Consider the following 13,604-nt stretch of genomic DNA (forward strand, 5'->3'; position numbering starts at 1 on the left):
ATTGGGTTGATGCGCATCAGAGGAAGCGGCGTTATTATCGCCAGAACTCTGTCTTTTGCGCGAGACGCTCCCATGCTTGAAACTTCGCTGTTCGTCGCCGGCATTGCCGCCCTCGGCATGCTCTCCCCCGGCCCGGATTTTTTCCTGGTGATCAAAAACGCCGCCCGCTATCCTCGGCTAGCCGCCATGATGACCGCATTCGGCGTGATCTGCGGTGTCGCCACCCACATGTCCTACTGCGTCGCCGGGCTGGCGGTGGTGATCACCACCACGCCGTGGCTGTTTAACCTGCTGAAATACGCCGGGGCGGTCTATCTGGTGTGGATCGGCATCCAGGCGCTGCTGTCGCGCGGCGGCGGCAAAATGAACGTCAGCAATCTGCCGCAGCAGCAGGTCAGCCTGAAGAGCGCCTTTGCGCAAGGCTACCTGTGCAACCTGCTGAACCCGAAAGCCACCCTGTTCTTCCTGGCGGTATTTACCCAGGTGCTGCAGATCGATTCCGGCCTGGGCGACAAGCTGTGGTACGCGGGGATTATTCTCGGCCTGTCGGTCATCTGGTGGCCGCTGCTGGTGTTCCTGATCCAAAGCGGGCCGGTGCGCCGCGGGCTGGAAAAGACGCAGAAGGTCGTCGACAAATTGCTGGGCGGCATGCTGATCGCCTTAGGGATCAAGGTCGCGTTGAGCTAAGCAAATAAACGGGGCGCCATTACGGCGCCCCTGCTGTTATCCTTTGGCTTCCACCACCTCATCTTCCGGCGCCTTGCCGTCGATACTGCCGCGCCAGCCGGTCTGCTGCACCCGCGACAGCCGATTCTGATCCTGCTCGATGGCCGCACTGAGCATCTCCTTGGCTCGCTGCAGGCTGGCGATACGGAATTCAGTATCCTGATAATTCTCCAGCGTGTCTTCCAGCATCTTCAGGTTATAGCGGCGGAACGTGTCCGCCTTCTCGCGCGCCTCATAGGCGTCCAGCCCCAGCAGTTCCAGCGTTTCACGGCCGATGCGCAGCGAGCTTTCGAAAGTTTCGCGCTCCGGTTTTTCCACCCCCAGCTGCCGCAGCTGATACCAGTGATCGACGTCGCGCGCCCGCGCCACCACCTTCAGATGCGGGAAGTGCTGCCTGGCCAGCTCGGTTAACGCCAGGCTGTCTTCCACATCGTCGATGGCGTTGATCAGCACCTTGGCGTGAGCGGCGCCGGCGGCCTCCAGCAGATCGGCCCGCGTGGCGTCGCCGTAAAACACCTTGGTGTCGAATTTGCGCAGCGTTTCAATATGGTCCGGATCGTGATCCAGTACCACGGTGTGCACGCCGTTGGCCAACAGCAAACGGCCGGCGATCTGGCCGAAACGGCCGAAGCCGGCAATGATCACGCTGGCATTCTCGTCGTCGATGACGTCAGCCGGGCGCTCCTCTTTCGGCGCATTTTTTTCCAGCTGCGCGGCGATCACCAACAACAGCGGCGTGGCCGCCATCGACAGCGCTACCGCCAGCGTCAGCGATTTGGCCCATTCGACCGGCAATACGCCGGCCAGCTGCGCGGCGCTGAAAATCACAAAGGCAAACTCACTGCCCTGGCCCAGCAGAATGGCGAACAGGCCGCGCTGGCGCTTCGGCACCCCGAGCAGCGGCCCAATCAGCCACAGCAGCGCCGCCTTGATCAACATAAAGCCCAGCAGCAGCGAGGCGATCAGCAGCGGGTGATGGAACAGGGTGCCGAAGTCAATCGACATGCCAACGCCGATAAAGAACAGCCCCAGCAGCAACCCCTTGAACGGCTGAATATCGCTCTCCAGTGCGTGACGGTATTCCGAGCTCGCCAGCAGTACCCCGGCGAGGAACGCCCCCATCGCCATCGACAGTCCGGCCATCTCCAGCAGGATGCCAAAACCGAACACCAGGAACAGCGCCACGGCGCTGAACACCTCGCGCATGCCCGAACGGGCGACGAAGTGCAGCAGCGGGCGGGTGACGTAGCGGCCGAGCAGCACCACCATCGTCAACGCGCCCACCACCTTGGCCGCCGACAGTACGAAAGCGCCCAGCGTGGTGGTGGCGCCGCTGCTGGCGAGCAGCGGGATCATCGCCACCAGCGGGATCGCCGCGATATCCTGGAACAGCAGCACCGCAAACGCGCTGCGGCCGATTGGCGACGGCGTCAAATTACGTTCGCTCATCGCCTGCATGGCGATGGCGGTAGATGAAAGCGCCAGCGTCAAGCCGATCAGCAGCGCCACCTTCCAGTTGAGGCCGAGGAAGTAACAGAAGGCGCTCAGCGCCAGGCCACAGCCCACCATTTGGATGCTGCCGCCGCCGAACACCGAGGCGCGCAGCGTCCACAGCCGCTTGGGATCCAGCTCCAGGCCGATGATAAACAACATCAGCACCACGCCGATCTCGGCGAAGGTCAGGATCGACTCGGCATCCGACACCAGCTTCAGCCCCCAGGGGCCGATAATACAGCCGGCGATCAGGTAGCCAAGCACCGAGCCCAGCCCCAGTCGCACCGCGATCGGCACGAACAGCGCCGCGGAGCCGAGGTAGATCAGTCCCTCGATCATCATGTGATGGTTATCCATGGCTGGCCTCCCGGGTTTCCGCTTCGGCATGTTCCATCAGGTAGTCAACCAACCGCTGGCGGTAGGCTTCGCCGGCGGCGAGCAGCGCCGGCTCGTTGCAGGTAAAGGTGTTGTGCACGGCGAAATAAGGTTGCCAGTTCATGCCGCAATAGATCGCCGTAGCCTGCAGCGGCTGCGCCAGCGTAGCGAAGTTAGGAAAGTCGCCCAGCTCGAAGTGGTGCTCGTCGCCGCCGCTGGTCACTGCCCACAGGCAGTCTTTACCCACCAGCGCATTGCCGTCGTGGCCGTAGGCCCAGCCGTGCTCCAGCACTTTGTCGATCCACAGCTTCAACAGCGGCGGGAAGCTGTACCACTGCATCGGATGCTGCAGCACCACCAGGTCGGCGCGCTCCAGCGCCTGTTGCTCGGCGTTGATATCGATATTGAAATCGGGGTACAGCTCATACAGCGAGCGCACCTCTACCTCGGGGAGATCCCTCACCGCCTGCAGCAGGCGCTGATTGGCATGCGAATGCCGGGGATACGGGTGAGCATAAATTATCAGAATCATTGTTATCGTCGTTCCTTCGTTTCTTGCCAATACACCAAGCATATACCAATCACACAGAGTGACAGTTTGCCCACTGATTGATAGCGGAAATTTTTAACACCAGCCGACAAATTCGCTGAATAAAAAAAGGCGCTGCATCTGCAGCGCCCTGGCATAACGTTCTCGCGCGGTTACTTGCCGATACGCGCGTGCATTTCCTGCACCGAAGTCACCTGCTCGGTCGGATCCGCTTTCAGCGCCATCGCGGTGGCAAAGCCGCCGTTCAGCGTGGTGTCGTAGTGCACCTTGTACTGCAGGGCGCTGCGGCGAATCAGCTTGGAGTCCTCAATCGCCTGGCGGCCTGCCGTGGTGTTGACGATGTAGGTGTACTCGCCGTTCTTGATACGGTCTTGAATGTGCGGACGCCCTTCGTGCACCTTGTTGACCAGACGCGGGTTGATGCCCGCTTCGCCCAGCACCACCGCGGTGCCGTGGGTGGCATCCAACTCGAAGCCCTGCTTCAGCAGGCTGGCGGCCAAATCGACCACGCGGGCTTTATCGCCTTCGCGCACCGACAGCAGCGCGCGGCCCTGCTTCTTCATGCCCGAGTTGCTGCCCAGCATCGCTTTGGAGAAGGCTTCCGCGAAGGTGCGGCCTACGCCCATCACTTCCCCGGTAGAGCGCATTTCCGGCCCCAGAATCGGGTCGACGCCCGGGAATTTGTTGAACGGCAGCACCACTTCTTTCACCGAGTAGTACGGCGGGATAATTTCTTCGGTCACGCCCTGCTCAACCAGCGTTTTGCCCGCCATCACGCGCGCGGCCACTTTGGCCAGCGGCACGCCGGTCGCTTTGGACACGAACGGCACGGTACGCGCGGCGCGCGGGTTGACTTCAATCAGGTAGACTTCGTTGTCTTTCACCGCGAACTGCACGTTCATCAGACCGCGCACCTGCAGCTCGAACGCCAGTTTTTCCACCTGGCGACGCATCACGTCCTGAATTTCCTGGCTCAGGGTGTACGCCGGCAGTGAGCACGCGGAGTCGCCGGAGTGCACGCCCGCCTGCTCGATGTGCTCCATGATGCCGCCAATCAGCACGCGCTCGCCGTCGCAGATAGCATCGACGTCCACTTCCACCGCGTCGTCCAGGAAGCGGTCCAGCAACACCGGCGCATCGTTGGACACGCTGACCGCGGTCTGGAAATAACGGCGCAGGTCGGTTTCGTCATAGACGATTTCCATCGCCCGGCCGCCCAGCACGTAGGAAGGACGCACTACCAGCGGATAGCCGATGCCCGCCGCCTTCTCTACCGCCTGCTCGATGGCGGTAACGGTGGCGTTGGCCGGCTGCTTCAGGCCCAGGCGGTTGACCGCCTGCTGGAAGCGTTCGCGGTCTTCGGCACGGTCGATGGCGTCCGGGCTGGTACCGATGATCGGCACGCCTGCGGCTTCCAGCTCACGCGCCAGCTTCAGCGGGGTCTGGCCGCCGTACTGTACGATAACGCCTTTTGGTTTCTCGATGCGCACGATTTCCAGCACGTCTTCCAGGGTCACCGGCTCAAAGTACAGGCGGTCCGAGGTGTCGTAGTCGGTGGAGACGGTTTCCGGGTTACAGTTGACCATGATGGTCTCGTAACCGTCTTCGCGCAGCGCCAGAGAGGCGTGCACGCAGCAGTAGTCAAACTCGATGCCTTGGCCGATACGGTTCGGCCCGCCGCCCAACACCATCACTTTCGGCCGGTCGTTGGTCGGGTTGGACTCGCACTCTTCTTCATAGGTGGAGTACATGTAGGCGGTGTCGGTGGCGAATTCCGCCGCGCAGGTATCCACGCGCTTGTACACCGGATGCAGACCGTGGCTGTGACGCAGCTTGCGAATTTCGCTCTCGGCGACACCGGCTAGCTTGGCCAGACGCGCATCGGCGAAGCCCTTGCGCTTCAACGTGCGCAGGAAGTCTTTGTCCAGGCCATTGATGCCCGCTTCGGCTACCTGCTCTTCCAGGCGCACCAGCTCTTCAATCTGCACCAGGAACCAGCGATCGACGTTGGTCAGGTTGAAGACGCCGTCGACCGACAGACCGGCCCGGAAGGCGTCGGCGATGTACCAGATGCGGTCGGAACCGGCGTCTTTCAGCTCGCGGCGGATTTTGGTCAGCGCTTCCGGATCGTCCAGGCTCACTTTCGGATCGAAGCCGGTGGCGCCCACTTCCAGACCGCGCAGCGCTTTCTGCAGCGACTCCTGCTGGGTGCGGCCGATGGCCATCACTTCGCCGACCGACTTCATCTGGGTAGTCAGGCGATCGTTGGCGCCGGCGAACTTCTCGAAGTTGAAGCGCGGGATCTTGGTCACGACGTAGTCGATGGACGGCTCGAACGACGCCGGAGTGCGGCCGCCGGTGATGTCGTTCATCAGCTCATCGAGGGTATAGCCCACTGCCAGTTTGGCGGCGATCTTAGCGATCGGGAAGCCGGTGGCTTTCGACGCCAGCGCCGAAGAGCGCGACACGCGCGGGTTCATCTCGATGACGATCAGGCGGCCGGTTTTCGGGTTAACCGAGAACTGCACGTTGGAACCGCCGGTTTCAACGCCGATCTCACGCAGCACCGCCATCGAGGCGTTGCGCATGATTTGGTATTCCTTGTCGGTCAGGGTCTGGGCCGGCGCAACGGTGATCGAGTCGCCGGTGTGGATGCCCATGGCGTCGAAGTTTTCGATGGAGCAAACGATGATGCAGTTGTCGTTCTTATCACGCACCACTTCCATCTCGTACTCTTTCCAACCGATCAGCGATTCGTCGATCAGCAGCTCGTTGGTCGGCGACAGGTCCAGACCGCGTTCGCAGATCTCTTCGAACTCTTCGCGGTTGTAGGCGATGCCGCCGCCGGTGCCGCCCATGGTAAAGGAAGGGCGGATGATGCACGGGAAGCCGACGTCAGCGGCTACCGCCAGCGCTTCTTCCATGGTGTGCGCGATGCCGGAACGCGCGGTATCCAAACCGATTTTCTTCATCGCCACGTCGAAACGGCGGCGGTCTTCGGCCTTGTCGATGGCATCGGCGGTCGCGCCGATCATGGTGACGCCGAACTCGGCCAGCACGCCCTGACGCTCCAGTTCCAGCGCGCAGTTCAGCGCCGTCTGGCCGCCCATGGTCGGCAGCACCGCATCCGGGCGCTCTTTTTCGATGATCTTGCGCACCACTTCCCAGTGGATCGGCTCAATGTAGGTCGCGTCGGCCATCTCCGGGTCGGTCATGATGGTCGCCGGGTTGGAGTTGACCAGAATGACGCGGTAGCCCTCTTCGCGCAGCGCTTTACACGCCTGGGCGCCCGAGTAGTCGAACTCACACGCCTGGCCGATAACGATCGGACCCGCGCCGAGGATCAGGATGCTTTTTATGTCTGTACGTTTTGGCATTTTTTACTGCTCCTGATTATTTGGCGTTAGAACGGTAAGTCTCAATCAGTTCGATAAAGTGATCGAACAGCGGCGCGGCGTCGTGCGGGCCTGGGCTGGCTTCCGGGTGCCCCTGGAAGCTGAACGCCGCCTTGTCGGTGCGGTGAATGCCCTGCACCGTGTGGTCGAACAGCGATTTGTGCGTCACGCGCAGGTTCGCCGGCAGGTTGTTTTCATCTACCGCAAAGCCGTGGTTCTGCGCGGTGATCATCACGGTGTTGTTGTCCAGATCCTTCACCGGGTGGTTGCCGCCGTGGTGGCCGAGCTTCATCTTCATGGTTTTCGCCCCGCTGGCCAGCGCCAGCAGCTGGTGGCCCAGGCAGATGCCGAACACCGGAATGTCGGTTTCCAGGAACTGTTTGATGGCGGCGATGGCGTAGTCGCACGGCTCCGGGTCGCCCGGGCCGTTGGACAGGAAGATGCCGTCCGGATTCATTTTCAGCACTTCGTCGGCTGGGGTCTGCGCCGGCACCACGGTCAGGCGACAGCCGCGATCCACCAGCATGCGCAAGATGTTGCGCTTGGCGCCGTAGTCGTAAGCCACCACGTGGAACGGCAGTTCCGCGGCGGTTTTGGCTTCCGGCAGATCGCCTTCAAGCGTCCAGCTGCCTTGCTGCCAGCTGTAGGCCTCTTGAGTGGTGACCTCTTTCGCCAAATCCATGCCCTTCAACCCCGGGAAGCCTTGCGCCTTGGCCAGGGCCAGCGCGGCGTCCGGCGAGTCGGCGGCGATGATGCAGCCGTTCTGGGCGCCTTTTTCGCGCAGCAGGCGGGTCAATTTACGGGTATCGATATCGGCGATCGCCACGATGTTGTGACGCTTGAGGTAGTCGGACAGGCTTTCTTCACTGCGGTAGTTGCTGGCGATCAGCGGGAGGTCACGAATGACGAGGCCTTGGGCGTGTACTGCGGAGGATTCTTCGTCGGAAGCATTGGTGCCGACATTGCCGATATGAGGATAAGTAAGAGTAACGATCTGGCGGGAATAGGAAGGATCAGTGAGGATTTCTTGATAACCGGTCATCGACGTATTGAAGACCACTTCCCCCACTGCCGTTCCCTCTGCCCCGATGGCCCGACCGTGGAATTGGGTTCCGTCTTCCAGAACCAATAGCGCTGACTTTATCAAAACATCCTCCGAGGAATAATCAATCACAATATTTGCATATTAATTCAGATATCGCGATCTAAATCAATGCAAAAACCGTCCGCGAGGCCAATTTTTGGCAAATTGGGCGCATTTTAATGATGAGTGCCTGGCTTGTCTACCCAAACTGCCATTTTTTGTTTTATTTTTGCAGTTCTCGGCGCTCATGCGGCGTGAGCGGCGATAAAAACACAGAAAACCGGGGCTAGGAAACGGTTGCGGGGAAGAATGACGGAAAACGCGGCCAGAATGGGACGAAAAAGACGCTAAAAAAGCTGTAAGCGGAAAAAACGGAGGTAATCAGCAGGATAAACACACAAAAACAACCACTTCAATGACAAAGTAAACAAAACATAATATTTATCATGTTAAAAAAAAGGACAATAAAATTATTGCCCTATTATCATAGCATTATGATCAACACAACCACATCACGATGGTATTCAATTTAGTTATATCTGGTCCAAACTTAGCACATCGCGCATATCAAATAGGCCTTTATCCCGGTTATGCAACCAGGAAGCCGCGCGCACCGCGCCGCTGGCAAAAGTCATACGGCTGGAGGCCTTATGGGTGATTTCCACCCGTTCACCGATGTCGGCGAACATCGCGGTGTGCTCGCCGACGATGTCGCCGGCGCGGATGGTGGCAAAGCCGATGCTTTTCGGATCGCGTTCGCCGGTATGCCCTTCGCGCGCATAGACCGCGCAGCTTTTCAGGTCGCGCCCCAGCGCGCCGGCGATCGCTTCGCCCATGGCCAATGCCGTGCCCGACGGCGCATCCACTTTGTGGCGGTGGTGCGCCTCGACGATTTCGATATCGGTATAGTCGCCCATCACCTGTGCGGCCTTCTCCAGCAGTTTCAACACCAGGTTGACGCCGACGCTGAAGTTGGCGGCGAACACGATGCCGATATGCTGCGCCGCATCGCGGATCGCCTGCTTGCCGGCGTCATCAAAGCCGGTGGTACCAATCACCATCGCCTTATGGTGCGCCACGCAAAATTCCAGGTAGCCCAGGGTGCTTTCAGGGCGGGTGAAGTCGATCAGAATGTCGAACTCGCTCGCCACGTTATCCAGACTGTCGCTCACCTTGACGCCCAGCGCGCCGATGCCCGCCAGCTCGCCGGCGTCGACGCCGATCAGGCTTGAACCCGGGCGCGACAGCGCCGCTCCCAACACCACGCCTTCCGCCTGCTGCACCGCCTGGATCAACTGACGGCCCATCCGGCCGCCGGCGCCCGCAATCGCAATGCGGATTTGTGAATCACTCATGCTTGCTCTCTTCTTGTTTTGACGCCTATCCCATTAGGCTATCGATTCAGGGTAACCGTCCCACTTCAGCGTCGCCAGAGGATTCATTTCATAATTAGAAAATTATGATATTCCCCCGCTTTCATCAGCGGCGCTGTCGTGAGATTAACATTCAACCGATTTGGCGGCCTGCGACGATTGTACATAATCATGCAGTTTCCATGGCAAGAAAATGCAGAAAAAAGGCGCCGAAAACGGCGCCTGGGGAAAGGAACACTGCGAGGTCAGGCGGTAATGGCGGCCACTTCGTTGGCGATCGCCGTGAGCGCATCGTGGCGGGCATAGTCCTCACGCACCAGCGCTGCGCGTTGCCGATAGATCGGCTGCTGCAGAATACGCGACGCCGCCGCCAGGATCTGTTCTGCGCTCGGCGTGCTGGTGTGCAGACTGATGCCGCAGCCGGCGGCCACCACGCGCGCGGCCGCCTCCAGCTTGTCCTCGCCGGTGCCGGCGACAATCAGCGGCACGCCGCTGTCCAGCGCATAGTTGATCGAGCCGTAACCGCCGTTGGTGATCAGCAGCGCCGCCTGCGATAACCAGTGTTCGAAGGAGATGAACGCCCGCACTCGGGCGTTGTCCGGCAACGCGTCCATCAGCCCTTCGGTCGCTCGCCCGCCGGTGGTGGCCAACACCCGCACCGGCAGATGCGCCAGCGCCTGCAGCGTCGGCACGATCAGCTGATGCAGATCGACATTGGCCAGCGTGCCCTGAGACACGATCACCAGCGGCCGACGATCGTCCTCCTCCCACAGCGCCTCTTCCGCGGCCGGTTGACCACCGCTGCGCAGCGGCCCGACGAAGCGCACACCGCTCGGCAGGTCGTCGCGCTCATATTCCAGCGCCGTGGTGGCCAACTGCAGGAAACGCTCGCAGCCGCCGATCAGCGCATCGGTAAACGGGCGATTCAGCGGCCGCCCGCCCGCTTGCACCAGCGCGGCATCAAAGCTTTGCTGCACCTCATCAAGCAACACCCGCGTCGCTTCATCCACCAATTGCTCGCGGGTCAGCGCCCGCGGCAGCAGCGCCGGCGGGATGCGCGGGCCATAGAAAATGGCGTCGCGCGAAGAATACGACAGCGGCGTGACGCCGATCCCGAAGACCGGCGGCCGTTCGGCGGACTGCAGCAGCGGCAGCACGCCGTAGAAGCAGTTCTCCACCATCAGCAGATCGGTCTTTTCGGCGGCGATGGCCGCACGCAGCTGACGATCCAACAGTGGGATCGGCGCGGCGAAGAAATCTTTCAGCGCCAGCGCCATCTGCGCATTGCCCGGCGGCAGCGCGGCGCGCTCGGGGAAATGCTCCTCCAGGTGGCGATAGTCGAAATCCACCTGCGCGTCGAACGGCACGAAGCTCGCCCCAGCCGCTTCGGCGCGTTCGCGGAACAGCGCGCCGGTCATCACCCGCACCTGATGCCCTTGGGCAACCAGGTGGCGAGCGATGGCCAACATCGGGTAGACGTGCCCCGGAGTGGCGACCGCCGCCATCAGTATCCTTGCCATAATGCTCCTTTACGCTTCTGCGTTGGCAGGCTTCAGCGCCAGATTGGCGCACACCGGGTTGCTCTGAATATGCACGCGCTGCAAATGACGCGCGGAACGGGCAGTAAAGCCCTCACGGCCGTGCAGCAGCGAGAAATTGTCCGCCACCACCACGTCGCCCTGTTGCCACTGATGGGCATAATAGTGACGCGGATCGTACAGGTGCTGCTGCAGAGTGTGATGGAACTGTTCCTGCTGTTGTTCCGGCACGCCGTGATATTCCAGCGCATGCTGGTTGAGGAATTTTTTCCCCTCCGTCGGCGGTTCATTGTAGCGCATGATCAAGCCCCTGCCGTTCGGGTGCTGCACCACCAACGGCGAACAGACTTCTCCGCCGTAATGCACCACCTGCTTGATGCGGTAGGTGATCGACACCGACAGCCACTGATCCAGCAACGCTTCGTCCGCATTGGCCAGCAGCCGCGTGGTATCGACGAAGGTAGTGCACCCGCCTTCGTCCTGCGACGGCGCCGCCACGCAGTGGAACAGCTGGAACTCGGGGATGGTCGGCTTATACATGCCATCCCAATGCAGCGGGACGTAGCTGCTGTCGAAAATATGATCCTTGGCGTCAGGATGTTCCTTCACGTCCAGCACCGCGCCGAACGGCCACATCATGATCTCGCCCCACTGCTCGGCGTAGCGCGTCAGAACCTCCCCATCGCTGAAACCGGAGTCGAATCCGCGCAGCACCAGCAAGTGGTGCTCCTGCGCCAGCGCTCGCAGCGCCGCCACCGGTAGCTCGCCGATCTTTTGCCCCGGATGCTGCGGCGTCAGGATCGCGCCGAACGGGGTATTCGGTTGGATATGGCAATTAAGCGGTTGGTTGTTCATCAGTATTCTCCTTGCATCGAATGTGCTGCTCACACGGCAACGTGCCGTCAAAAACGCGCCCGTCAGGATTTCGGGCGCAAAAGCATGCAGCGGCCTCAGGCCATCTGCGGTTGTTCGATCAGGTAATGGCTCGGCGTGCCGCGGATCTCTACCAGCTCGCCGTCCAGGCTCTGCGCGTCTTTACGTTTCATCAGCACGAACTGGCCGTTCACGTTGGCTGCCACGCCGTGCCACGGCGTCAGCCAGTCGTCTTTGGTCGGCATCATGTGGATACCCATTTTCAGACTGTCGACCGGCTGCGGGTGAATCGACAGACGGATCGCCGCCGGGAAGTGCTGCGCCAGCAGATTGCCCCAGGCCCAGCTGCGCTGGATCACGCCGCAAGCGCGCTGTTTGGCGTCTTTCTGCAGCGCGGCGTTGGAACCGCTGTAGCCCGGCAGTTGGCTGTCTTCATACAGGAAACGCGTGATGGCGCGGTACAGCAAGAGGCCCTGTTCGTCCTGCATCAGTTGCTGTTTGATCGCCTCTTCCGATTCGGCATAGCCCTCCACCAACAATCGGCGCAGCAGATCATAATCATCGGTATGCTCCGCCAGGCCTTTGACATCGCCGAGGTTGAACACGCTCAGGTATGTCGCGCCCACTTCATGCAGCAGGCTTTCAATCTCGCGCTGATAGTGGTTGATCGCGTCGTCGCTGACGCGGATCAGATCGCCGAACACGTGACCGTCGGAGCAGATAACGATATGCGCCCCCGGCGGGTAATAGAGCTGAATGCGCTGGCACAGCGAGTTGAGGAAGATCAGCGACAGCCGCTCCGCCATGTCCGGCACCGCACCGATCACCTTGTTGGTGTTGGGCGACTTGGTCGGGAAGGCCGGCAGCACGAATTCGATACGTTGCTCGTTTTCGATGAATGCCCGAATGCGCGGCAATTGCACCTGAGTGACCCGCCGTTCTTCTTCGGCGATCGAGGTGTCGTCGCCGGGGAAACGGCGGCGGTATTGCAATAATTCACGTAGGATCTTTAACGATATTTCTTCTTTCTGAGCGCTGTCCACAATGAGCTCCTGTTGCGATGTGGCGCGGGTGTATTATTGATAAGCGCAATAAGATTTATCAAAAAGAGAAAAAATCTCTGCAAAATAATAATCAGCCCGGCGTTTATATGCTTCAGGCAATATAGAAGAGATGGTGCTATATTATTAGCCCGTATAATTCACAATCTTGGTTAAGTTGTGCTTAACAAACTATGAGCAATATTTTAAAACGCATGGCCATTTTCTCAAAAGTGGTCGATTGCGGCGCATTCAGCATGGCGGCAAAAGAATTGGGCATGACGACCTCCGCCGTCAGCCAACATATTCGCCAGCTGGAGGAACATCTGGGCATTCAATTACTGTTGCGATCGACGCGTTCATTGAGTCTGACCGAAGCAGGATTGTGTTTTTATGAAGATTGCCTGCTGATGATCCACGCAGCCGAACGTGGCCAACAACGGATCGCCGCGCTGCGTGGCGAGCTGGTCGGCGAACTGCGTGTCGCCACCTCCACTGAATTCGCCACCCACTATCTGGTGCCGGCGCTGCAAAGCTTCCTCGATGAACACCCGCAGCTTACGCTGCGACTGGAAATCCACGATGAGAAGATAGACCTCATCACGCAACGCATCGATCTGGCGATACGTGGCGGCGTGCTGGCCGACTCCAGCTACGTTTCCACGCGGCTGGCGCGCTGCCGTGAAGTGTTATGCGCCTCACCGGCCTACCTGGCACACCACGGCGTGCCGGATTCACCGCAGGCGCTGAGCCATCACCACTGGGTCACCTTTACACCGCTCGGCAACCCGCAGTTTGTCCGTCTTATCCATCGCGACGGCGGCGAACACCGCATGCGTATGACGGGGCGTTTGTTCACCAACAGCGGTATGGCGATGAAGGAGTTGGCGCTGACCGGCAAGGGGATCATTCGCAATTTCTTCGCCAACGTTGAACGTGAATTGCGCAGCGGTGAGCTGATTGAAATATTGCCCGATTGGCGGTTACCGGAAATTAATTGCTATGCCATTATGCCGCGCAGGGAGATCCAGCCATTAAAAGTCAGACGGTTGCTGGAACATATGAAACTCTATTTGCAGGAGAAGGGATTAACGGCCGTAGAACATATTCGACAGGAATAAAATAAGAAACATCTGCAACATCCATTATTGTAATT

At 60.1% G+C, this 13,604-nt stretch carries 10 protein-coding genes; 2 read left to right on the top strand and 8 right to left on the bottom strand.

Annotation, left to right across the window (positions count from 1 at the left end):
- Positions 1-72: 72 nt before the first annotated feature.
- Positions 73-687 carry a LysE family translocator gene (locus tag FOT55_RS02785; protein WP_025301536.1) on the top strand — a complete coding sequence of 205 codons (615 nt, stop codon included), beginning with the start codon at positions 73-75 and terminating at the stop codon, positions 685-687.
- A gap of 36 nt (positions 688-723) precedes the next feature.
- On the opposite strand, the gene kefC is transcribed toward FOT55_RS02785, so the two are convergent.
- The 8 genes from kefC to pvcA form a co-directional block, all read right to left on the bottom strand.
- Positions 724-2,577: a glutathione-regulated potassium-efflux system protein KefC gene (kefC, locus tag FOT55_RS02790; protein ID WP_025301535.1), complete on the bottom strand. Its 1,854-nt coding sequence runs from the start codon at positions 2,575-2,577 to the stop codon at positions 724-726.
- The gene (gene kefF / locus FOT55_RS02795; protein ID WP_025301534.1) at positions 2,570-3,127 is read right to left on the bottom strand and encodes a glutathione-regulated potassium-efflux system oxidoreductase KefF; all 558 of its coding nucleotides are present in this window, start codon (positions 3,125-3,127) and stop codon (positions 2,570-2,572) included. Before kefF ends, kefC begins: the two co-directional genes overlap by 8 nt.
- 170 nt (positions 3,128-3,297) lie before the next feature.
- Positions 3,298-6,522 (bottom strand): carbamoyl-phosphate synthase large subunit, encoded by a 3,225-nt coding sequence (carB, locus tag FOT55_RS02800; protein ID WP_025301533.1) that lies wholly within the window; start codon positions 6,520-6,522, stop codon positions 3,298-3,300.
- A gap of 16 nt (positions 6,523-6,538) precedes the next feature.
- Positions 6,539-7,687: a glutamine-hydrolyzing carbamoyl-phosphate synthase small subunit gene (gene carA / locus FOT55_RS02805; protein WP_147823061.1), complete on the bottom strand. Its 1,149-nt coding sequence runs from the start codon at positions 7,685-7,687 to the stop codon at positions 6,539-6,541.
- A 470-nt stretch (positions 7,688-8,157) separates the two neighbouring features.
- A complete protein-coding gene (dapB, locus tag FOT55_RS02810) occupies positions 8,158-8,979 on the bottom strand; it encodes a 4-hydroxy-tetrahydrodipicolinate reductase (RefSeq protein ID WP_025301531.1) in 822 nt (273 codons plus the stop codon).
- A 263-nt stretch (positions 8,980-9,242) separates the two neighbouring features.
- Positions 9,243-10,502 carry a glycosyltransferase gene (locus tag FOT55_RS02815; RefSeq protein ID WP_147823164.1) on the bottom strand — a complete coding sequence of 420 codons (1,260 nt, stop codon included), beginning with the start codon at positions 10,500-10,502 and terminating at the stop codon, positions 9,243-9,245.
- A 24-nt stretch (positions 10,503-10,526) separates the two neighbouring features.
- Positions 10,527-11,390 (bottom strand): TauD/TfdA dioxygenase family protein, encoded by an 864-nt coding sequence (locus tag FOT55_RS02820; protein ID WP_049207249.1) that lies wholly within the window; start codon positions 11,388-11,390, stop codon positions 10,527-10,529.
- Between the two features lie 95 nt (positions 11,391-11,485).
- Entirely contained in the window at positions 11,486-12,451 is a 966-nt protein-coding gene (gene pvcA, locus FOT55_RS02825; protein ID WP_025301528.1) for an L-tyrosine isonitrile synthase, read from the bottom strand.
- A 212-nt stretch (positions 12,452-12,663) separates the two neighbouring features.
- Here pvcA and FOT55_RS02830 point away from each other — a divergent pair, with 212 nt between their 5' ends.
- On the top strand, positions 12,664-13,569 hold the full coding sequence (locus tag FOT55_RS02830) for a LysR family transcriptional regulator (RefSeq protein ID WP_225735560.1): 906 nt from the start codon (positions 12,664-12,666) through the stop codon (positions 13,567-13,569).
- Positions 13,570-13,604 lie beyond the last annotated feature (35 nt).

Origin of the sequence: Serratia bockelmannii, assembly GCF_008011855.1 — a bacterium.
GTDB classification, from domain to species: Bacteria; Pseudomonadota; Gammaproteobacteria; order Enterobacterales; family Enterobacteriaceae; genus Serratia; species Serratia bockelmannii.

What these genes read in the sequence shown, in the direction of transcription:
- FOT55_RS02785 (WP_025301536.1), top strand. Translation starts at nt 73, where the DNA reads ATGCTTGAAACTTCGCTGTTCGTCGCCGGCATTGCCGCCCTCGGCATG.
- kefC (WP_025301535.1), bottom strand. Translation starts at nt 2,577, where the DNA reads ATGGATAACCATCACATGATGATCGAGGGACTGATCTACCTCGGCTCC.
- kefF (WP_025301534.1), bottom strand. Translation starts at nt 3,127, where the DNA reads ATGATTCTGATAATTTATGCTCACCCGTATCCCCGGCATTCGCATGCC.
- carB (WP_025301533.1), bottom strand. Translation starts at nt 6,522, where the DNA reads ATGCCAAAACGTACAGACATAAAAAGCATCCTGATCCTCGGCGCGGGT.
- dapB (WP_025301531.1), bottom strand. Translation starts at nt 8,979, where the DNA reads ATGAGTGATTCACAAATCCGCATTGCGATTGCGGGCGCCGGCGGCCGG.
- FOT55_RS02815 (WP_147823164.1), bottom strand. Translation starts at nt 10,502, where the DNA reads ATGGCGGCGGTCGCCACTCCGGGGCACGTCTACCCGATGTTGGCCATC.
- FOT55_RS02820 (WP_049207249.1), bottom strand. Translation starts at nt 11,390, where the DNA reads ATGAACAACCAACCGCTTAATTGCCATATCCAACCGAATACCCCGTTC.
- FOT55_RS02830 (WP_225735560.1), top strand. Translation starts at nt 12,664, where the DNA reads ATGGCCATTTTCTCAAAAGTGGTCGATTGCGGCGCATTCAGCATGGCG.